The following is a 21,841-nucleotide window of genomic DNA, read 5'->3' on the forward strand; positions in this document are numbered from 1 at the left end:
TTATTAGACAAGCGGAATCAGACAACCGACGCCGATCAGTAGACAGCCCGACACGATGTTGATGCGACGTAGGACTGAAGGTGACGTAATGTGCCAACGCACCCGGTGTACCAGCCCCGCCATGCAGAGGTTGCCCGCAAACGGCACCAAAAATGACAGAACCACAATGGCGGATATATCCAACCAAGTGATCGCAGTCAGATCAAAAAAACCTGGCAAAACGCCCATGTAGAACAGAATCGCCTTGGGGTTTCCCAAAATGACGGCGATACCCGCAATGAACCCGGCCCAAACACCAGGGCGCGTCAGGGCGCTGTCGCTCTCAATCCTGGCATCAGCGTGACGAAGCAACATGCCGCCCATGACCAGAAACATTACGCTGGCAACCCAACGCAGAATCTCCATCAACCCGGCAATCTCAGACACGATCCACGACACACCTGCAACCGCCACCAGCGGCCAAAGGATATCGCCGCAGGCAACACCAACCGCCAGAGGCCAGGCCGCCTTGAACCCACCAGACATCGCACGCGCCATAACAGCCAACCAAACCGGGCCTGGTGTCAGAAACAGCACAAACAACCCGCCCGCATAAAGGGTCAAATCCCAGACAGAGACACTCACCCCATTGCCACTTCAGAGCCTGAGGCGCTCTCGTTCACTGTGAGCATCTGGGCCTTCCCTTCAAATTCATTAAACAACTCGGGGCCTGTGCCGGTCATCCACGCCTGTGCGCCCAATGTCACAATCTCCTGATACAGAGCCGCCCGCCGGGTCACATCAAGATGCGCCGAAACTTCATCCAGAAGCAGAATTGGCGGCGCACCGCCTTCTGCGATCAAGGCACGCGCATTGGCCAGAATTAGCGAGACCAGCAGCGCCTTTTGCTCGCCTGTGGAACAGTCACGCGCAGGCACGGCCTTGGCTTCATAAGTGCCAAGTAAGTCCGTGCGATGTGGACCCAATAATGTACGCCCCGCTGCAAGGTCCCGAAAACGCCCTTCTTCCAAAGCGTCCCGCAGATCTTCGGCATTGTCAGGCAGCCCACCGTCGGATTGGATCAGCTCAAGTTCGGCCGCAGGGAAGGCCGTTTCTGCCGCAGATTGCGCCATCCGCAGGCGATCCACCGCCGCTGTCCGTGCTGCGTGGATGCGGTGTCCGCTGTCAGCCATTTGCGTTTCCAGAACCCTGTACCACGCCGCATCGCGGATCTGCTCCTTAAGCAGGCGATTGCGTTCACGCATCGCTTTCTCATAAATCAGAGTCGCTTCGGCATGACCGGGATCAAAGCTGAGCACGATACGATCCAAAAATCGCCGCCGCCCCTCTGCTGCCTCGATCCACAGCCGGTCCATGGCTGGAATCAACCAAACTACCCGACAAATCTGGCCCAGATCGATCTGGCTGGCGGATTTATTGTCGATCTTGACCTGTCGCGCCTTACCACCTTCGGACCAAGTCTCAACCTCGTAGACCCGGCGAACAGACGTCAGCTGCCCCTTAAGTTTCCAGCCCAAAGCCTCAGGTCGGCGCGCCATATCCGCAGCACTCGCCCGCCGCAGGCCGCGCCCAGGCGAAAACAGAGATACCGCTTCCAGTATGTTGGTTTTGCCTGCACCATTAGAGCCGTGAATGGCAACAGGTCGCCCATCCAAATGCAAATCCGCCCGCAAATGCGAGCGGAAGTGCGACAGTGTAAGATCAGTCAACGCCAGCATGGGGCGGGGTCCGATGTCATCTTTCCAAAAATACTCTCATCCCTCATGAGCGGCTGATCGGCTAACCGCCAAGTGAGGAGGCTGCATCATCAGCCACGTCAAACCCGCATTGGCATCACGACGTAGACAGCGCTTTCATCGCTGCCTTCACGCATCAAGGTCGGGTCTCCGGAAGAATTGAACATAAAGACCGCGTTTTCACGATCTACCTGATTGGCAATTTCCAACAGGTATTTGGCATTAAACCCAATTTCCAACCGCTCATCACGATAGGCCACAGCCAGTTCTTCCTCAGCGGCACCGCTGTCAGGTGCATTGACCGACAGGATCAATCGATCCTCGTCCAGCTGCAACTTAACCGCGCGAGAGCGCTCAGATGATACGGTGGCAACGCGGTCTACAGCACGCGCAAACTCACCTGCGTCCACTTCCAGACGGCGCGTGTTACCAGCGGGGATAACCCGTGTATAATCCGGGAAGGTACCGTCAATCACCTTCGATGTCAGAGTGATATTAGGTGTGGCAAAACGCACTTTGGTCTCGGAAACAGAAACCGCGATATCCATCTCGTCGTCATCCAAAAGCTTGCGCAATTCGCCAACAGTCTTTCGCGGCACAATCACGCCGGGCATATCCTCAGCACCCATCGGCAGGTTGGCATCGATCCGCGCCAGACGGTGGCCATCGGTAGCCACACAGCGCAGTGCCTTGCCTCCCTCAACACCATCGGCAACGTGCATATAAACGCCGTTCAGATAATATCTTGTTTCCTCAGTAGAGATTGCAAACTTCGACTTGTCGAACAATCGCTGAAGCATCGCCGCGTTGGCTGTAAAGTTTGAATGATACTCTGATGAGGCCATCACCGGGAAATCTTCGCGCGGCAGCGTTGCCAACGAGAAGTTGGAGCGCCCTGCCTCAACTGTGAGACGGCCACTGGCGGCATCCGCAGTCAGGGTTACAAGCGCACCATCGGGTAGTTTACGTACGATCTCATGCAAGGTCGTGGCGGCGACCGTCGTAGCCCCCGCACGTTCGACCTGAGCCGGAGCTTTGTCGACCACCTCGATATCCAGATCGGTGGCACGGAACTGAACGATGTCCCCTTCTGCCTCAATCAGCACATTTGCCAGGATCGGAATGGTATTGCGGCGCTCGACAACCGACTGGGCCTGAGCCACAGCCTTCAACAGGGTGCCGCGTTCGATGCTGATCTTCATGTCCCTAAGTCCTCTAACGTCTGGCCGGGAGAAGCAAAGTAACGCTTTACCCCTTCGGCACAAGGCTTTTTATGGATTTGTCCAAGGGATTGCCCGCAGCGTCAAGGGCGGATGCCCCCTTACTGGATTTATCCCGCAAAAGCGTGTCTCTCTAGCATGGCATACCTCTTCGCGTTGCAACACCACCAACCACCTGTCTCCCTCCTTATTGGAAGGGAAAAGACCCCGGACAAGCCGGGGTATTCAAGGGGTTATTGGGTATGCGACGCAGGAGCCATACCCGGTGCGATCAGACTATTCAGACCGCAAGTGCCAACCTAGGGCTTGTTGGCACAACCGAGATATCAAGCCTCCAGTGAACGACGCAGCATTTCGACATCTTCAGCAATCTGGCCGTCGATTGTCTTCAGCTCCTCAATGCGACGTACACCGTGCATGACCGTGGTATGATCCCGCCCACCAAAGCGGCGACCGATCTCTGGCAGGCTCCGGCTGGTCAACTGTTTGCACAAATACATAGCCACCTGACGCGGACGGGCATAAGACCGCAACCGCTTGGGACCGATGATATCGGACATGCGAATGTTGTAGTATTCCGACACCTTGCGCTGAATCTCTTCGACGGTGATCTTACGCTCGGAAGCGCGCAGAACATCCGCCAGACAGTCCTGAGTCAGTTCCATGTCGATCTCGCGACCTACCAAAGAAGCAAAAGCAAAAAGCCGGGTTAGCGCGCCTTCGAGCACTCGCACATTGGTTGAGATCCGATGAGCCAGGAATTCCAGCACCCCGTCCGAAATGCGCAAATCGGGATAGGTCATCATCTGCTGCGCCACTTTAGACTGCAGAATGCCAAGACGCAGTTCGTAGTCGGTTGGATGCAAGTCGACCACAAGACCACATTGCAGACGCGACCGGACGCGATCCTCAAGATCCTTGATCTCACCGGGGGCGCGATCTGCGGATATGATGATCTGCTTGTTCTGATCTACTAACGCATTGAAGGTGTGAAAGAACTCTTCTTGAGTAGAATCTTTACCAGCAATGAATTGAACGTCATCAACCATCAGAACATCCACTGAACGGAACAGGTGTTTGAAGTCCATCATCTTGCGTTCACGAAGTGCCTGAACAAAGCGGTACATAAACTGTTCAGCCGACAGATAAAGAACGTTCAGATCGGGGTTACGTGCTGTAAGCTCCCAAGCGATCGCATGCATCAGGTGTGTCTTACCCAACCCGACACCACCGTAGAGCACGAGCGGGTTAAAGGTAACTGGCCCCCCCTCAGCAACGCGGCGCGCGGCAGCATGAGCCAACTCATTGGGTTTGCCCACGACAAAGCTGTCGAAGGTAAACCGCGGATCGAGCGGGGCAGCCTGCAAAGTCTCGCCCTGATCCTTGATCGCGGAAGGACGACCGGTGCCGGTGCGGGGCAGATCCGTCACTGCTTCGTCGTCCAAATCTCTCGCTGGCTGATCATCAGATGATCCGGCCGCACTGGCCAACGTCGGGCGCGCAGCGGTATTGGCCGCAACCTTAAAGGCCAGACGTTGCACAGGTTCACCTGACATATTCAATTCATGCAAGATCAGGTCAGCAAAGTTCTGGCTGACGTAGTTACCCATGAAGTTCGTCGGCACGTTGAAGATGGCAACACCATCATCCACGCGGGTAAACTCCAGAGGTTCAATCCAGGTCGTAAAGTTATTTTGCCCTACCGTTTTCAACAAACGCTGTCTTAGCCGTCCCCAGTTTTCTTCCGTCATTCTGCGCCTCACGCATCCCAATAGCATCGGCCCTTATTTGGCCTCTTGTTTCATCCCCAGCCTGGCCCAAATCCAGACTGCGTTCACACACAGTTGATGTGTGTACTGGCCCGCAGATGGGTCAGCACTGCCTTGCAGAAGGCAAAGTTCAGGGTCGCAAATATCAACCCGCAAGTAGATTTGCGGCGGTGAAATAGACGAACCAAATACATACACAATTGGAACAGGCCCGCCGTCTGGATTGCCCCAGAAATACAGCGGGAACGTGGTGCACTAAGCATAGATATGCGTGTGTACCAGCGCGCAACCAGTTTCCTTGAGTCCCTTCAAGGATACCGCGAGCAGCCTGTCCCCCCAGCGAGTGAATCGCTGTAACAGTGGTAGCAATTCGGTTGGGGTCGCAGCAACGAAACTATGATGTTGACTCAGGGATTGTTCATAAAGAATCCCCTATGCCCCTAGTCACCGCACGAGTTGTGACCAAAATGCAAAAGGCGCCGCAGAACGCGACGCCTTTAACTATTTTGCGACTTGCTGACGACCTGCCAACCTCGGGTGAAGTGGAATCAGTAGTCTGTCAGAATTACCTGGATAGATCGGGCAATGGCCCGGTCTATGACCCGGGTTTAGCCTAGCGCTTTAACCCGCGCGGTCAGGCGGGAGATTTTCCGCGACGCTGTGTTCTTGTGATAAACGCCTTTGGTCACACCACGCATCAGCTCGGGCTGAGCGGCACGTACGGCTTCTGCTGCGGCGTCTTTATCGCCGGATGCGATGGCTTCTTCAGCTTTACGCAGGAAGGTACGGATGCGCGAACGACGGGCTTTGTTGACTGCAAAGCGTTTCTCGTTCTGACGGGCGCGCTTTTTTGCCTGAGGCGTATTTGCCATGGATTAGGACCTAACTTTGGTTTCGTGTTTTAAATAGGCGCAATGCCAGCCGAACCCGGATCCTATCCACCGGTGTGATTCTAGCCAAGCGGGCTGCACGCGCATGTATGGCGGCGGGTAGTAGCGATAAAGCTGGATGAATGCAAGCCATGTCAGACTGGACAGGCTCTCAGTGTATGGGTGGGTACTGGAGACTCTTGTAAAAGAGGGCAGACGACTGCGCCTGCCCTTCGATATTTCGATGCGTTATCTATGAAAGAGACCGAATTTATTTGTCGCGGAATTGAGCTTCCCGCTTTTCTAGGAAGGCCGCCATGCCCTCCTTCTGGTCTTCCGTGGCAAACATCGAGTGGAACACACGACGTTCAAACAACAGGCCTTCGTTAAGCGACAGCTCGTAGCTGCGGTTCACAGTTTCCTTGACCGCCATAGTCGTCAGCAAGGATTTTTCTGCAATCTTGCTCGCAGCGGCTGTGGCTTCATCCAATAGCTTCTTGGCTGGCACCACACGAGAGACCAGACCAGCTCTTTCTGCCTCTTCTGCATTCATGAAACGGCCTGTCAGGTTCATATCCATGGATTTGGACTTCCCAACGAAGCGGGTCAGACGCTGGGTACCACCAATACCGGCGATGACACCCAGATTGATTTCAGGTTGGCCGAATTTGGCTGTGTCAGCTGCAATAATGAAATCGCACAGCATCGCCAGTTCACATCCGCCGCCCAGAGCATAGCCAGCAACGGCTGCAATGATCGGCTTGCGGATCGCACAAATACGATCGTTCACACCTGCAAACAAGTTGGTCGAGAAAACCTCAGTGAAGCCCTTTTGCGACATTTCCTTGATGTCGGCACCTGCCGCGAAAGCCTTTTCAGAACCGGTCAGAACGATACAGCGCACCTTGTCGCTGGCATCGGCCTCTTCAAGGGCTTTGCAAAGTTCACTCAAAAGCTCAGAGTTGAGCGCGTTCAACGCTTCGGGGCGGTTCAGTTTAATTTGGCAAACGTGGTCCTGCACTTCGACGTTGATCGTCTCATAGGCCATGGTTTTCGCTTTCGGTTGTTCCGTTCAGGGAAGAGTCATTATCACGCGACACATTGCATTCAAGCTATCTTTGGCATTTGCCACAGTAGAAGGATGATCGTCCGGATTGGGTCAGTCGTGCTACCGTTCCGTCACATCCCCCTCGTTTGCATGGGGCTCCCTCACGACCATACACATCAAAGCTATGCTGAAAATATCCAAGTTCTCCATCAGCTTGGCGAAAATCTTTGAGAGACGAACCACCGGCCTGAATCGCGTCCGCCAAAACCTCCTTGATGATCGGAACCAGCGCGGCAACTCGCTGCGCGGCGATCTGCCCAGCTTTGCGCCGGGGAGAGATTCCAGCGCGAAAGAGCGCTTCGCAGACGTAGATGTTGCCGAGACCGGCGATGATTCCCTGATCCAACAGCGCCGATTTAACCGGCGTGTTGCGCCCTTTGAAGGCAGAAATCAGGTGATCTTGATGAAAGGCGTTGCCAAGAGGTTCCGGCCCCAAGACCGCCAGCAGCTTGTGCTGATCCGCAGTTGCTGTTTCCAGCAGATCCATAGCGCCAAAGCGTCGCGGGTCGTTGAAAGTTATCCGGGCTCCATTGTCCATATCGAACACGACGTGATCATGTTTCTGCGCCTGCGGGTGGTCATGAACAAACTGCCCCAGCGGATCACCAGAGACAGTCATCCGCCCTGACATCCCCAAATGCACCAGCAATGTCTCGCCGCTGTCCAGATCCACCAGGAGATATTTTGACCGTCGCCGGAGCGCGTTGACACGTCTGCCGGTCAGCCGTTCTGCCATACGTTCGGGAAAGGGCCAGCGGAGGTCCGGGCGGTTTACTGCGGCCTTTTCAATCACCGCGCCCTCCATTGCTGGGGACAATCCGCGGCGCACCGTCTCGACCTCGGGCAATTCTGGCATTACATCCCTCCTGACAGCTAGGACACACATAGGGCCGAAGGGCCGCATTGTGCCGCCCTCTCAGCGCCCTATAACTGGGGCGACACACAACAAACGGCAAGCCGCATGACCCAGAGATCTGAAGATACCACCCATTTTGGTTTCGAAACCGTGCCAGAGTCAGAAAAGGCAGGGCGCGTGCAGGGCGTGTTCAATTCGGTTGCGTCAAAATACGACGTTATGAACGATGTCATGAGTATGGGCATTCACCGCATCTGGAAGGATGCGATGATGGACTGGCTATCACCGCGCCCCGGCCAGCGGTTGCTGGATGTAGCAGGCGGTACCGGCGATATATCTTTCCGCTTCCTGAAACGCGCAGGCTATGGGCATTCAACCGTACTGGACCTGACAGCACCAATGTTGCAGGAAGGGCGCAAACGCGCCGAGGCCGAGCAAATGGCGGATAGCCTGGACTGGGTCACCGGGGATGCGATGGCCCTGCCTTTCAAAGACAATACTTTCGATGTCTACACGATCTCATTTGGCATTCGGAACGTCACCCGCCCGCAAGAAGCACTGAAAGAAGCCTACCGCGTACTAAAGCCCGGTGGCCGTCTGATGGTGCTTGAATTCAGCCAATTGCCCAATCCGACAATGCAAAAGGCTTATGATCTGTACTCTTTCAACGTGATTCCCCGGATGGGTCAGATGATTGCGAATGATTACGACAGCTACCAGTATCTGGTCGAATCGATCCGCAACTTTCCCGATCAGGACACATTTCTTACGATGCTACGCGACGCAGGCTTTGCCAACGCCAAATACCGCAACTTGTCGTTGGGAATTGCCGCGCTGCACTCTGGCTGGAAGATCTGATCCATGCGTGGGCCCCATAATATTATCCGCCTGATTCGCACAGGCGCTACGTTCGAACGTACCGGTGCGATGAACGTTGTACTTGATGCGTTTGAGGCACCAAAACCGCTTCGTATTCTCGCCCACACTCTGGGCTGGCCATTTAAATGGCTGGGCTACAAGGGTGATCCAACCATGCCACCCGCTACCCGTGCGCTGACTGCGCTTGGGCCAGCTTACATCAAATTCGGTCAGGTTCTTTCCACCCGCCCTGATGTGGTCGGGGATGATCTCGCCCTACAGTTGCGGGTCTTGCAGGATAAATTGCCGCCGTTTTCCCGCGACGAAGCGATGGCGGAGGTAGAGCAGGAACTGGGACAGCCTGTTGACCAGATCTATTCCGAGTTCAGCGAGCCGATTGCGGCCGCCTCCATAGCGCAGGTGCACCACGCCCGCCTTGTGGACAGCGATCGCGAAGTAGCCGTGAAGGTGCTGCGCCCCGGTATCGAACGCGCATTCCGCAAAGATGTGGACGCATTTTACTTCGCAGCGCGTATTGCCGATCTGTTTGCCCCAGGGGCACGTCGCCTCAAACCAATGGATGTGATCAAGCATTTTGATGGCGTGGTACAGGGGGAGCTGGATCTGCGGTTAGAAAGCGCGGCTGCCTCAGAATTCGCTGCCAATACAAAGAATGATGAAGGCTTTCAGCTGCCGGAAATCCTATGGAATCACTCCGCGCGCCGGATGATGACACTGGGCTGGGCAGACGGGCTGCCGCTAGGCGACAATGCTGCATTGGATGCCGCCGGTCATGATCGCAGCGTGCTGGCTGAGCGAGTGCTCTCATTGTTTCTGCAACACGCGCTACGCGACGGATATTTTCATGCCGATATGCATCAGGGTAATCTGAAAGTAGCGGCTAACGGTGATATCATCGCCTATGATTTTGGCATCATGGGGCATATCGACGAATACACCCGTCGCGTCTACGCCGAGATCCTATTTGGATTTATCAAACGCGACTACAAGCGCGTCGCTGAAGTGCATTTCGAGGCGGGTTATGTCCCTGCTGATCGTGATGTGGATGAGTTTGCCCGTGCGCTACGCGCCGTTGGTGAACCGATTTTTGGTATGGACGCCACCCATATTTCCATGGGGCGTTTGCTTAACTACCTGTTTGAAGTGACCGAACGCTTTGGCATGGAAACCCGGACAGAACTGATCCTGCTACAGCGGACCATGGTGGTGGTCGAAGGTGTGGCCCGGTCGCTTGATCCACACATCAACATCTGGAACTCTGCCCATCCGGTGGTCGAAGATTACATCAAGAAATCCATCGGCCCCCGCGCCGTGGTGAGCGATTTGATGAGCACGGCCAAGGTAATGGCCCGTTTCGGCCCGCGCCTTCCGGCATTGGTAGAACAGGCGCTGATCGCGCAGACACAAGAAGCGGACGACCGCACTAGCCGCAAGTCAGCAGCCAGTTGGGCTATCCCCGGCCTATGTGGTTTGGGTCTGGGGATCGCTATTGCCTTTGCGGCCGCGGCGTTCAGCTAGGCCTAAGAACGTTACCGCAGACGCTGCAACACCGTTAGCGACGGGTATCCATCAGGTGTCAGACCCGTCGCCAGCTGATAGGCACGCAATGCGGCGCGGGTTTTTGGTCCGATCCTCCCGTCCGCCCCGCCGGTCCCATAACCAGCACCGGTCAATCGTTGTTGAAGTTCGCGCCGTTCCTTAAACGATAGCGGACGATTGTCCTCGGGCCAGCTGGCACGGATAGGCTCACCACCACGCAACCGGTCACTCAAATGACCCACGCCAATCACATAGGCATCTGCAACATTGTAACGCTCAATGACTGAGAAGTTCCGATAGACGATAAACGCGGCACCATTTGCGCCTGCCGGCAGCAGTAAGGCACCCTCTCCATGGTCCGGCAGGCGACGACCGTCGGCGGTGGTGATCCTCAGTTGCCTCCAGGATTGCGCGGATTTGACAATCTTACGATCCGCTTGGGCATAGTCGAAGCCCGCTGGCAGACGAACTTCCACTCCCCAAGGTTGCCCCTTTATCCATCCGAACCGCTTAAGATACGCAGCCGTTGAGGCCAGTGCATCGGTTGGATCCTCAGACCATATATCGCGCTTGCCGTCGCCGGTGAAATCAACCGCATAGGCAAGATAGGACGTTGGCATGAACTGAGTATGCCCCATAGCCCCTGCCCAGCTTCCTGTCATCGCCTTCGGCGTCACATCACCAGACTGAAGAATCTGTAAGGCGGCGATTAGCTGACTTTCAAAAAAGGCACCGCGACGCCCGTCAAAGGCCAATGTCGCGAGGGAGCGGATAATCTCACGTTTGCCCCGAAACCCGCCATAGTTGCTTTCCATACCCCAAACGGCGGCGATGACTTCTTTATCAACCCCATATTTGGCTTCGATCCTTGAAAGCGTCTCCGCATGATCACGCAGTGCCGCCTCTCCGTTTTCAACCCGTGCGTCTGAAACTGTTCGCGCCAGGTAAGTCCAGATTGGAGTGACAAACTCTGACTGATTGACGTCACGCTGCACGATCTCCGCGTCAAACGTTAACTCGGAAAATGCGCGCTCTAAGGTCACGCGTGATATGCCCTGCGCCTGCGCGCGCGCGCGAAAGGCCGTGATCCAAGCTTTAAACGCGCGCTGTTTGGCGGGCGGCACCTTTGGTGCATCTGGGACCTGGGAAATATTCGCCTGTCGTGTATCAGGGCGCTTTTTTGGTCGTAGCGAGTTTGCAACCGCTTCGGGCAAGCCCGTTGGCCGCGAAATCGGGCGCAGTGAGACCTGTGGCGGCTGGGTAGTCGCAATGGCCGCGACCTGTAGTCCGGCCGCAGGCAACGGATCTGCCCCAGCATAACCGCCAGCGGCTATCAAACTCAAAACCATCGCAGTATTCAGGATAGGTTGCCTCTGGGCGCCAAGACCATTCCGCATCTCACACCTCGTATTTTTGTCTGCTCATAACCAATCTATCGCCAATCACCCGGCATACAAAGCATTGGCGCGCCGATGTGCGGAGCCTTGCCGACACACCACCCATTTAATCTATTCCGCAGAGGAGCCGGGAGCCATATCCGACTGCGGCGTGCAGGCAGCGCGATCTTCACGCATCTGAACCAACGCATCGCGCAGCATGGGCACACGATGCGGGCGAAAGCTGAAAGTTGTTACCTTGAATCCTGCTATTCGATCTACGCGAAAAACTCTCACATCATCACGCAGCCCACACCAGGCAATTAAGACGGTGGAGCGGTCAAAATATACCAAACCCAATGGTTTAACCTGCCGTTCAGTGACAGCGCCATGCGCGTCGCAGTAGTCCAGCCGCACCTCAACCTCATCCCATGTAGCGCGTCGCAGATCAGCCAGAGAAATACGCGGCGGCTGTGGCCGTTGGAAACGGTAGGCCGACAATGCCGAATGACGCAAACGATGCGCCTGCCGGTCTGGCAGTCGAGCTTGCAACTTGCGCAACGCTTCGGCAGCGGCATCTGCCAATTCCGGGTCACCAATCTGTTGCACTTCGCGTAGACCCAAAACCAACGCCTCCAACTCAGTATCCCTAAATCCCATGGGTGGCAGGGCATTATCTTCGATCAGGGTGAAGCCATATCCGGCCTCTCCATCGATAATCGCCCCCATCTCACGCAAAGTGGCAATATCCCGATGAACGCTTCGGGCGGAAACACCCAAATCCTGCGCCAGACCTGCGGCGGTATGAGGTCCAACACCCTGGCGTAACAATTGCATAACCTGAAATAGACGATGAGATCGGGACATAACCTATCTTCACTGCTGCTAATGCCAGTTTCTGTCATTAGTCTCGCATAGAAAGGGACGATAATCCAGTTGAGGACCGAGACGATATGAGACGCCCCTTTGCCAGCGCTGAAATTTCCACTGTTTTTGAGCAGACCCCACCAGAAACACGCGACGGCTTGTTGCGACTACGCGATCTGATCTTTGAGGTAGCAGATAACGACCCGTCGGTCGGACCAGTTACCGAGACACTAAAATGGGGTCAGCCATCCTATGTTGCAGCGCGCACTGGCCTTGGCACTCCACTGCGCTTAGGCCAGTCCAAACAAGCGCGTTTTGCGCTGATGGTCCATTGCCAAAGCCGGGTAATTGTCAATTTTTCCGATCGCTATCCGGCTTGGGACAAATTCGATGGCACACGTGCGGTATTATTCGACAAGGTTGAGGATGTAGAACCCCTGCGGCACGGTTGGCTGATCCACCACGCGCTGACTTACCACAGCTCCAAAAAAGAAGTCGGCCAGACCCGTGTGGATCCTGGCCGCTTCAACTAGGCAAAAACAATGGCGCAAACGTCAGCTGCGGCGTTTGCGCTCCACCTTGCGTTTGATCTTGCTGCGCTTGCTCTTAGCTTTGGCGGATTTGCGTTTCACCGAACGACCCGCAGGGCTACGCCTACCGCCACCAGCTGGCATCGGTTTATCCCCAATCGACAGCAATTCCAGCTCTAGCCCACCTGTCACAGGGGTGGCCTGCGCCAGACGGACCTTTACCCGTTGCCCAATAGCGATGATCAGCCCTGTATCAGCCCCCATCAAGGTTGCGGCCTCAGCATCGAAATGGAAGAACTCCCGGCCGATGGAACGCACCGGAACCAGACCATCTGCCCCGGTTTCATCCAATTTTACAAACGCCCCGAAACGCGCAATCCCGCTGATACGGCCTTCGAACTCATTCCCAACACGCTCTGACAAGTAGGCAGCCAGATAGCGGTCCGTGGTGTCCCGCTCGGCCATCATCGACCGTCGTTCGGTTTCGGAGATATGGGTGGCCGTCTGCTCCAAGCGTTCAATCTCGGCAGTGTCCAACCCGTCATCATCCCAGCCATGGGCCGAGATCAGAGCACGGTGAACGATCAAATCTGCATAGCGGCGAATAGGTGAAGTGAAATGCGCGTAGTTGCGCAAGGCTAGTCCAAAATGACCGAAGTTATCGGGCGAATAATAGGCCTGCTGCATGGATCGCAGGGTAGAGATATTGATCAATTCGGCATCATCTGTGCCCGCCGCACCATGCAGCAGCGCATTCAGATGCCGGGTCTGCAAAACTTGTCCTTTGGCCAGCGCAAGCCCCGCAGCCCGCGCGGTATCGCGCAGCGCTTCCAACTTCTCGGGTGCTGGTTCCTCATGGACGCGGAACAACAGCGGCGTACGCTTCTTGATAAGCGTCTCGGCTGCCGCGACGTTGGCCAGCACCATGAATTCCTCGATCAGCTTATGCGCATCCAATCGATCGCGGAAATTGACCGATGCAACCTGCCCTTCGTTATTCAGCACGATCTTGCGCTCTGGCAGATCCAGATCCAGTGGTTGGCGCTCGGCGCGCGCTTTGACCAATGCAGCATAAGCAGCGTAAAGTGGCTTGATAACAGGCTCAAAAAAGGGGCCTGTGCGATCACTGAGAGAGCCATCCATCGCATCCTGCACTTCTGCATAGTGCAATGACGCAGCTGAGCGCATCAGCCCACGCACAAAACGATGGCCGATCTTGTTGCCGTCCGCATCAATCTGCATCCGCACAGCGACACAAGCGCGCGGCACACCTTCGTGCAAACTGCACAGATCACCTGACAACCGATCCGGCAGCATCGGCACGACACGGTCTGGAAAATAGCTGGAGTTTCCGCGTTTCCGCGCTTCACGATCAAGCACCGAACTCGGCCGCACATAGGCTGCAACGTCGGCAATCGCGACCCAGACAACATGCCCTCCAGGGTTCTTCGGATCCTCATCAGCATGCGCATAGCAAGCATCATCATGATCACGTGCATCCGCAGGATCGATGGTGATCAGGGGCAGATCACGCAGATCCTCACGCCCTTTCAAGCCCATCGGTTTAGCCGCATCGGCTTCGGAGATGACATCATCGGGAAAATGATCAGGAATACCGTGCTGATGAATCGCAATCAGCGACACCGCTTTGGGCGCTGAGGGATCACCAAGACGATCGACAATACGAGCACGCGGCAGGCCGAGGCGCGATTTTGGTCCGGCCTGCTCGGCTTCGACCAACTCGCCATCGCGCGCACCATGGGTAGCATTTTCCGCTACTGCCCACTCGGTCGAGGCAGATTTCTCGATCGGTACGATCCGCCCGCCTTCGTCACCTTTGCGGAAGATGCCGATCACCCGGCGAGGATTGGTACCGATGCGGCGGATCAGACGCGCCTCATAGTGATATTCGGCATCCTGAACCAGTGTAAGCCGAGCCAGAATACGGTCGCCCTCGCCCAGAGCAGGATCAGACGCGCGCGGCATAAACAACACTATAGGTTCGACGCCTTCGCCGTGCCATTCCAAAGGTCGTGCAAACAAATCGCCTTCGCTGTCCGGCGCCTTGACCTGAAGCACGCTTACCGGGGGCAGACGCTCTGGATCGCGATAGGTCTTCTTGCGTTTTTCAAGATGGCCCTCAATCTCAAGCTCTTTGAGGATTCGCTTTAAATCGATCCTGTCGGAGCCTTTGATGCCGAAAGCTTTGGCGATGTCGCGCTTGGAGGTATGGGTCGGATGGGCTGCGATCCAGTCGAGGATCTCAGCCTTTGAAGGAATACGGGTCATAAGCCTGAGCTAGCACGCCCAGCCCCCAAGGTCATCGTGAAAAGCACGCTTCAGGCGTCATTGCCAGAAACACGCAATATTTTTAGGTAGGTCAGGCCAGAGCAAAGTAGTCTCGCAAAATACGGCCATAGATCGACTTCAACTGATGGATCTGCGTAATCTCCACCCGTTCATCGATCTGATGCATAGTCTTACCGACTAGGCCGATTTCAACAACTGGGCAGTGGTTTTTCACAAACCGCGCATCTGAGGTTCCGCCGGTGGTGGACAGCTCAGGTTTACGGCCTGTCTCTACTTCTACTGCTGCACTGACCAGATCCGACAGCGCACCCGGCGGAGTGATGAAACTCTCACCCGAGATCTTTACTTTCAACGCCACCTCAACACCGAACTCATTCTCCACCTTATCGGCCTCTGCCCGCAGCCAGCCGCTAAGCCCGGTGCCGGTATGGGCATCATTGAAACGGATATTCACGGTGGAACGCGTCTGCGCAGGGATCACATTGGTAGCCGGGTTACCGGTATCAATAGTCACCACGGCGAGCGTTGAGGCATCGAAATGCTCGGTTCCCTGATCTAGCTCGTGAGTGGCGAGGCGGTCCATCAGCCGCACCATTGCGTTCAACGGGTTATTGGCGCGGTGCGGATAGGCTGAGTGGCCCTGCACTCCGGTCACAGTAAACCACGCTGACAGCGATCCGCGACGGCCAATCTTGATCATCTCACCCATGTCATTGGGACAGGTCGGCTCTCCCACTAGGCAAACTGACATCTGTTCCTCGTTGCGGTCCATGTAGTCCAAGAGAGCCATCGTCCCATCCACCGCGTCACCTTCCTCATCTCCGGTGATGGTCAAGATAATCGCTCCGGCAGGTGGCTCGGTCTGAACTATGTCCACAGCAGCAGCGACAAAAGCGGCAACGCCGGATTTCATATCTGTGGCGCCGCGCCCATACATGAAGCCGTCTTTTTCCACGGCACCAAAGGGATCGACCGTCCAGGCGGCGCTATCACCGACAGGCACAACGTCGGTATGTCCGTTAAACCCTATGGTGCACGGATTACCCTTATCGCCCCAGCGTGCAAAAAGATTGCTAACCTCACCACGATCCACACGGGTACAGGCGAAACCTACCGCACTCAGGATGCTTTCAAGCAAAACCAGCGCGCCACCTTCCTTAGGTGTCACAGATGCGCAACGGATAAGATCGGCGGTCAACTTTTGCGGGTCTAGCGGTGCAAGCGCGGGCGACTGCGTCATTGGTAATCTCCATTGTCTGCCGACTATCTTCGTGTTGGTTTTGGCCACAATATACGCACATTGGCTATCCCGGTTCGCCGCCTGGTGCAAACCCCTGGAAGCAGAGCAATCCTTGATACTGAATTGCTATGTAGCACTGCAGACGATCAAACATGTGTCGACATTTGTGGCACAAATGCCGCGCTGCTCAGTGTTATTTGACCAACTCTCCCACCCAAGCCGGACAAAAATCCGATAAAAATGCTAACGAAAATCAATACTAAGGATTGAGGCAGAGCATCAGATGCAGTGGATCCACCGTAATAGCGGGGCCACAGAGCAGATCAGACACAGCACCACTACAACGGCTGCGGAGTGTGCGGCAAACGTTGTGGCGCCATTTTGGTCTTGAGAAATGCGCTGCCTTGTCTGATCGAGATGGGACAAAGCGATGTTTGCGGCATCTGAACTAGCATATGACATCAACGCCGATGCTGTGCAGATGGCAGAGACCATCTTGGGCCTTGGTGTTCGTCTTGTGAATGCCAGCTGCCTTGCACTACTCTTGGGACGTGGTGACACATGGCTTGGCTAGCAGCGTGCAGCATCATTCGGAAAGGCATCACCGTAGCGACGACCCGCGGTTCGGCCTTACTAAATATGGCGGACGATGACCTGCTGACACGCGGTAGCCTCTGCCTTGATCTGTTGTTGGACGAGGCAAAGCCCAGTGGAACTTTGCTGCTGCTGGAACGATCAAATCTCAATTCGGATGGCTGGCCGCTATCCATAAGCCTGAAGCGGAACTTAGACCGCAGTATCACGCTGACGCTTTGTCAGCCCGGCTGCTCTCTGGAACATAGAGTGGTAGCACCTCATGCCAGCACAGGCGAACACGATGCTGCAAGATTGGTCTATTCTTGGGATAGCTTGGCACGATGGGGACGTTTGGCATTGATGACGGCCGCCGGGGCCAATATCGCAACGGTCGATATTCCCGCGCCGCCACCACTGCGTGTCAAAGACGCCAAAGCGCTTCTTGATGCGTTGCCTGCCACTGCAGACACCTGCGGCTTACTATCGGCCTCAATCAACACTGATATCGTGCCGGTAACCTCGCTGGGCGGTCTGGCGCTGCCAACGAAAGTCGCTACACCCGAGGGACCCAAGTCACTCGGCCAATTACGGCGCGGGGATCTGGTGCTGACTCCCGAAGGAGAGTCGATTCCCATCCTACATCGCATCCATCGCCGAGTACCCGCCGTCGGTCATGACACTCCTTTGCGGCTGCGCGCACCGTTCTTTGGGCTAACCGAAGACCTCATACTCGCGCCACAACAACGGTTAGTAGTGTCCGGCACGGATGTGGATTACCTTTTTGGCCGTTCGGATGTCCGACTGACTGCTGCGATGTTAGACGGCACGGCGCTTGTCGCGCCGAGTGACAGTGCCAGCTCTTCAGAGCTCATGCGACCGCACCTTTTGATTGATCTGGCACAGCTGATTTTGCCACGGCATCAGCGGTTCATCGCGGCAGGCACGGCAGTAGAAAGCCTGTATCTTGGTCGCCTACGTCGTGATCGCAAGGCGTATGCCGTCAGCGCCCTGTCACATCTGGATCGCCATGCTATGCCTGAACACGCCATTGACCCCGCTCCACTGCTGCGCAGCTTTGATGCCGCAGTTCTAGCAGAACGACGCATCGCCTAACCTAGACGCTTGCTTGATTCTTTGGGACATTCTAAGGACAAAACGAATGATGTCTCATAGGGTTCTATCGTTCTGTTGCGCCGTTTTCTTGCTCCCCTTGTCCTGATCTACCTGTTGTGGGGGCTGGCCGTTACGGCTGAAACCCTGACTGTTAGCACCGTCACACGCCCTCCGTTTTCGATGATGGAAGGGGATCGTGATACTGGGTTTTCAATCGATCTGGTGCGCAGCCTGACTGACCGCCTCGGTTGGGACTATCAGTTGGTGCGCACGGATACCTTTGGCGACATGCTGGATATGGTCAGGAACGACCAGGTGGATATGGCAGCGGCCAATATCTCAATCACCTCTGCGCGCGAAACCGAAATGGATTTCAGCCATCCGATTTTTGAAAGCGGCTTGCGGATCATGATCGCCGCAGAAGATGTGCGTACGCCATCTTTGATAAGGGTGCTGTTCTCTGCTGATTTGATGATTGCCATCGTCATAGCCGTTGTCCTGCTAATGGCAGGTGGCATGCTGATGTGGGTGCTGGAACGCCGCGCCCAGCCATATTTCGACAGACCTATGAAAGAAGCTTGGTTCCCGTCTTTCTGGTGGGCACTTAATCTTGTCGTCAACGGCGGGTTCGAGGAACGAGTTCCCCGTACACCAATCGGCCGAATATTTGGCGTGATTCTAGTGGTGTCATCGTTGTTTGTGGTGTCGCTCTTCGTGGCCAAGATCACTGCTGTGATGACTATCGAGGCGATCAGCGGATCAATCAATTCGGTCAATGACCTTTATGACAAAGATGTGGGTACATTAACCGATTCCACTGCCGCGCGCTTCCTTGATCGTCGCGACATCAGCTATCGGGGATATTCAGATCTAGAGACATTGCTGGAAAATTTCGAAACCGGTGCCATACGGGTTGTGGTTTTTGATGCACCAGTTCTGGACCACTACATGGAGAGTGACGGTCACAAGCATGGCCGTGCAGTCAGCCAGGTATTCCTACGAGAAGACTACGGCCTGCTTTTGCCAGATCGCTCCCCCCATCTGGAAGAAATCAACCGCGCCCTCCTCGCTTTGCGAGAAAACGGTGAATATGATGATATCTACAGGAAATGGTTCGGCAAAGCGCCATAGCCGGAGATCATTGCTCCGCTTGAACGCACCGACGCCAATGGTGTTCAACCCGACACTAGCGCCCACTCCCTAGTGCAGAGTTGCTGTGCCGTCTTCAAAGAAGGGTGTCATCTGCGCGACAATCACAGAGTTCTCGTCCAGCGCTCGCTGCATCAAATCGCGCTCTTCGTCAGAGATATCGTGATCTTCGGCTTCCCGTTCGGCCAACGTACCATATCCGGTGACATCCAGCGGCGCTGTGTCCGCTTGCTTCAGAATAGCAACGGTTTCGCGAACAGCTTCGGCCTCATCCACGCCGGAGGCATAGATTATTAGGGCAGCACCAGTTGCCCCCTCGGGCAAGCCATCACCATCCTTGCGACCGATCTGAACCACAAGCGTGTATACTTGCTGACGGGAGATTTTCTTTTTTTCCATGCGCCCGCCATATCTCTGCTGCATGTGTTTGGTCAATACTGGGAGACCGAATGCCAAGCATCGACCGCTTTGACGCGACATTCGTAGAGACAAAACCTGATCGCAGTCTACGAACGCTGCCAAACGATCGCTCAGTAGTGACTTCGCATCTGATAGCCTGGGTGAAAGCTCATCCGGACGAAAGTAACCGCCTGCGCCTGAAACCAGGTCGTTCGCTCCATTTGAAACAGGGGCGTACCCACCGGGCATGCAAGATAGTCGGAAAGCTCTTCATCGGCTGCAATAGCACCAAAGCTGAGTTCGGCCGTAGAAAACGGCACCTCGGCCAAAAGCCATTCGTTTGGCCCAACCTCGGTGAAATCCGCGTCGGCGACCTTTGGAACGGCCGTTGTATTGATCCAGCGATCTTCATATAGAAACGGCTGATTGTCGGCGTAATGCATTGCGTGGATATGCAGGACCGGTGCACCAGACGTCAGTTGCAGCTGCGAAGCCAACCAGCCGGGGGCCGCAACTGCATCGCGCTGTACCAACGCATAGCGGTATAAGGCGTTTCGATCCTCGACCAATTGTCGTGTCAGCGTAATCTCAAGCTTGGCTTGTTTCACGGGTAACACTGCCACCCGGGTACCGCTTTTACGTTTGCGGTCGATAATGCCACGTTCGGCCAGCTCGCGTAGTGCACGATTCACTGTAGCGCGGGCACAACCAAATTCATCAGAAAGTTCCTGTTCTGTTGGCAACAGATCCCCCTGCTCCCAAACCCGGTTCTGAATGCGTTCCAAGACCTCGTCACGGACATCCTGAAAGCCTGTTATTGTCCGCCCCGTCACGTTCCTGCCCTCTCTCTCGAGTTGCGAATGCTTTGCCGGCACTCTCGTGGCAACGATATTGCTACTAAAGTGCACTAAGGAGCGCTGCAACTGCGGCAGCGTATCTTGCAATAATCTTCTCACGCTCAGCGTGGCGACCACCTGTAACCACATGGCGACCAGCCGACCAGACGTCGCTGACGACAGAACCATCAGCAGCGAAGCACAGACCATCCAGAAACTGGTCCGGTCGCAGTGCACAGAGACTAACATCCGCGGTGTCAAACGCCATCAAATCGGCGAGCGCGCCGACCCTCAGACAACCTGCATCGCGCCCTAACGCACGCGCGCCACCGCTTGCCGCCCCCAGATAGAGAGACGCCCCTACCGAGCCCTCTTCAGGCACCATGACATTGCGCGACAGGTCACGCAGTCGCTGCGAATACTCAAGCATGCGCAGCTCTTCAGTAAGTGCGATTCGAACATTGGAATCAGACCCAACGCCAAAACGACCCCCATGGCCTATAAACGCCGCTCCGTTAAAAGGACCATCGCCAAGATTGGCTTCGGTTATTGGGCAAAGCCCCGCCACCGCACCGCTTTGAGCAAGATCACGGGTTTCATTCTCTGTCATATGGGTCGCGTGAATAAGACACCAATTCGCATCCACCTCGCAGGCGTTCAGGAGCCATTCGACCGGGCGTTGCCCCAGCCATGCCGTAATATCCGTCACCTCCTGCGGCTGCTCAGCTATGTGGATATGCACCGGAGAATCGGCACCCAGCGACAACACCGCATCCAGATCCTGCGGTGCGGTCGCCCGCAGCGAATGTGGTGCAATGCCAACACTTGTATCTGACGGTAAATAGGCGCGGGCCGTATCGCGACATTCAGATAGCAACTCAGAATAGCGACCCACATCATTCCCAAATCGCATCTGGCCTCCAGACAATGGCGCCTGCCCAGCGCCACCATAACTATAGAGAACAGGCAGATGGGTCAGACCGATCCCGGTAAGATCAGCAGCGGCGAACACGCGATTGCTCAGTTCGCTCAGCGCATCATAAGGCTGCCCACCCGGTTGGTGATGCACATAGTGGAACTCCCCGACAGAGGCATATCCTGCTTCGAGCAATTCCATGAAAACCAGCGCAGCAATCGCTTCATATTGCTCAGGCGTCAGATTGTCGACAAACTGATACATCAACTTGCGCCACGACCAGAAGCTATCACGTCCTGAGACACGGGTTTCCGTCATCCCTGCCATTGCTCGTTGGAAGCTATGGGAGTGCAGATTGGCCAGTGCCGGGACCAATGCGTCAACTCTTTGATCCTGTGATTGCGCCACCGTGTCAGGTTCAATCGAGGCGATACGCCCCCGATCGATTGTCAATCGAACATCAATAACCCAACCCAGCGGCGTATGTGCGTGGCGTGCAAAGATTGACTGCATTCATCACCTTTATGTATAGACATAACAATCTTAGATGCAT

General features: G+C 55.5%; 20 protein-coding genes. 6 read left to right on the forward strand and 14 right to left on the reverse strand.

The features are described from left to right. Positions 1–3: 3 nt before the first annotated feature. The 7 genes from ACEWZM_RS09240 to mutM all read right to left on the reverse strand — a co-directional run bounded on the left by ACEWZM_RS09240 (position 4) and on the right by mutM (position 7,558). Complete coding sequence (locus tag ACEWZM_RS09240) at positions 4–624, reverse strand: LysE family translocator (RefSeq protein WP_414006146.1); 621 nt, start codon at positions 622–624, stop codon at positions 4–6. After that, positions 621–1,718, reverse strand: coding sequence for a DNA replication/repair protein RecF (gene recF, locus ACEWZM_RS09245; protein WP_414006147.1), 1,098 nt, complete (start codon positions 1,716–1,718; stop codon positions 621–623). The genes ACEWZM_RS09240 and recF overlap by 4 nt, the downstream gene beginning before the upstream one ends. A gap of 98 nt (positions 1,719–1,816) precedes the next feature. Continuing rightward, the gene (gene dnaN / locus ACEWZM_RS09250; RefSeq protein WP_414006148.1) at positions 1,817–2,938 is read right to left on the reverse strand and encodes a DNA polymerase III subunit beta; all 1,122 of its coding nucleotides are present in this window, start codon (positions 2,936–2,938) and stop codon (positions 1,817–1,819) included. Between the two features lie 344 nt (positions 2,939–3,282). Then, positions 3,283–4,707, reverse strand: a complete 1,425-nt coding sequence (gene dnaA, locus ACEWZM_RS09255) for a chromosomal replication initiator protein DnaA (protein ID WP_414006149.1) — start codon at positions 4,705–4,707, stop codon at positions 3,283–3,285. 626 nt (positions 4,708–5,333) lie between these two features. Continuing rightward, complete coding sequence (rpsT, locus tag ACEWZM_RS09260) at positions 5,334–5,597, reverse strand: 30S ribosomal protein S20 (protein WP_414006150.1); 264 nt, start codon at positions 5,595–5,597, stop codon at positions 5,334–5,336. A gap of 268 nt (positions 5,598–5,865) precedes the next feature. Further along, a complete protein-coding gene (locus ACEWZM_RS09265; protein ID WP_414006151.1) occupies positions 5,866–6,642 on the reverse strand; it encodes an enoyl-CoA hydratase in 777 nt (258 codons plus the stop codon). 64 nt (positions 6,643–6,706) lie between these two features. Next, positions 6,707–7,558, reverse strand: coding sequence for a bifunctional DNA-formamidopyrimidine glycosylase/DNA-(apurinic or apyrimidinic site) lyase (gene mutM / locus ACEWZM_RS09270; RefSeq protein WP_414006152.1), 852 nt, complete (start codon positions 7,556–7,558; stop codon positions 6,707–6,709). A 105-nt stretch (positions 7,559–7,663) separates the two neighbouring features. Between mutM and ubiE the strand changes: the two genes are divergently transcribed. Together ubiE and ubiB are read left to right on the forward strand one after the other, a co-directional pair. Continuing rightward, positions 7,664–8,416 carry a bifunctional demethylmenaquinone methyltransferase/2-methoxy-6-polyprenyl-1,4-benzoquinol methylase UbiE gene (gene ubiE, locus ACEWZM_RS09275; RefSeq protein ID WP_414006153.1) on the forward strand — a complete coding sequence of 251 codons (753 nt, stop codon included), beginning with the start codon at positions 7,664–7,666 and terminating at the stop codon, positions 8,414–8,416. A 3-nt stretch (positions 8,417–8,419) separates the two neighbouring features. After that, positions 8,420–9,955, forward strand: coding sequence for a 2-polyprenylphenol 6-hydroxylase (gene ubiB, locus ACEWZM_RS09280; protein ID WP_414006154.1), 1,536 nt, complete (start codon positions 8,420–8,422; stop codon positions 9,953–9,955). An 11-nt stretch (positions 9,956–9,966) separates the two neighbouring features. On the opposite strand, the gene ACEWZM_RS09285 is transcribed toward ubiB, so the two are convergent. After that, positions 9,967–11,325: a lytic murein transglycosylase gene (locus tag ACEWZM_RS09285; RefSeq protein WP_414006155.1), complete on the reverse strand. Its 1,359-nt coding sequence runs from the start codon at positions 11,323–11,325 to the stop codon at positions 9,967–9,969. 159 nt (positions 11,326–11,484) lie between these two features. Further along, on the reverse strand, positions 11,485–12,219 hold the full coding sequence (locus ACEWZM_RS09290) for a helix-turn-helix transcriptional regulator (protein WP_414006156.1): 735 nt from the start codon (positions 12,217–12,219) through the stop codon (positions 11,485–11,487). 86 nt (positions 12,220–12,305) lie between these two features. Between ACEWZM_RS09290 and ACEWZM_RS09295 the strand changes: the two genes are divergently transcribed. Further along, positions 12,306–12,752: a DUF1801 domain-containing protein gene (locus ACEWZM_RS09295; protein WP_414006157.1), complete on the forward strand. Its 447-nt coding sequence runs from the start codon at positions 12,306–12,308 to the stop codon at positions 12,750–12,752. A gap of 21 nt (positions 12,753–12,773) precedes the next feature. Here ACEWZM_RS09295 and rnr read toward each other — a convergent pair whose 3' ends face one another. Both rnr and dapE read right to left on the reverse strand, forming a co-directional pair. Beyond that, positions 12,774–15,038 (reverse strand): ribonuclease R, encoded by a 2,265-nt coding sequence (gene rnr, locus ACEWZM_RS09300; RefSeq protein ID WP_414006158.1) that lies wholly within the window; start codon positions 15,036–15,038, stop codon positions 12,774–12,776. A gap of 91 nt (positions 15,039–15,129) precedes the next feature. Further along, on the reverse strand, positions 15,130–16,299 hold the full coding sequence (gene dapE, locus ACEWZM_RS09305; protein ID WP_414006159.1) for a succinyl-diaminopimelate desuccinylase: 1,170 nt from the start codon (positions 16,297–16,299) through the stop codon (positions 15,130–15,132). A gap of 430 nt (positions 16,300–16,729) precedes the next feature. Here dapE and ACEWZM_RS09310 point away from each other — a divergent pair, with 430 nt between their 5' ends. From ACEWZM_RS09310 to ACEWZM_RS09320, 3 genes are all read left to right on the forward strand, one after another. Further along, positions 16,730–16,873, forward strand: a complete 144-nt coding sequence (locus ACEWZM_RS09310; protein ID WP_414006160.1) for a hypothetical protein — start codon at positions 16,730–16,732, stop codon at positions 16,871–16,873. Further along, positions 16,861–17,988, forward strand: coding sequence for a Hint domain-containing protein (locus ACEWZM_RS09315; RefSeq protein ID WP_414006161.1), 1,128 nt, complete (start codon positions 16,861–16,863; stop codon positions 17,986–17,988). Before ACEWZM_RS09310 ends, ACEWZM_RS09315 begins: the two co-directional genes overlap by 13 nt. Positions 17,989–18,063: 75 nt before the next feature. Continuing rightward, on the forward strand, positions 18,064–19,119 hold the full coding sequence (locus tag ACEWZM_RS09320) for a transporter substrate-binding domain-containing protein (protein ID WP_414006162.1): 1,056 nt from the start codon (positions 18,064–18,066) through the stop codon (positions 19,117–19,119). Between the two features lie 69 nt (positions 19,120–19,188). On the opposite strand, the gene ACEWZM_RS09325 is transcribed toward ACEWZM_RS09320, so the two are convergent. From ACEWZM_RS09325 to ACEWZM_RS09335, 3 genes are all read right to left on the reverse strand, one after another. Continuing rightward, positions 19,189–19,536, reverse strand: a complete 348-nt coding sequence (locus ACEWZM_RS09325) for a hypothetical protein (protein ID WP_414006163.1) — start codon at positions 19,534–19,536, stop codon at positions 19,189–19,191. Between the two features lie 131 nt (positions 19,537–19,667). Continuing rightward, on the reverse strand, positions 19,668–20,369 hold the full coding sequence (locus ACEWZM_RS09330; RefSeq protein WP_414006164.1) for a GntR family transcriptional regulator: 702 nt from the start codon (positions 20,367–20,369) through the stop codon (positions 19,668–19,670). Between the two features lie 64 nt (positions 20,370–20,433). Beyond that, positions 20,434–21,801, reverse strand: a complete 1,368-nt coding sequence (locus ACEWZM_RS09335) for a formimidoylglutamate deiminase (RefSeq protein ID WP_414006165.1) — start codon at positions 21,799–21,801, stop codon at positions 20,434–20,436. Positions 21,802–21,841 lie beyond the last annotated feature (40 nt).

The sequence above is a fragment of the Phaeobacter cretensis genome (assembly GCF_047372505.1).
GTDB lineage: Bacteria > Pseudomonadota > Alphaproteobacteria > Rhodobacterales > Rhodobacteraceae > Phaeobacter > Phaeobacter cretensis.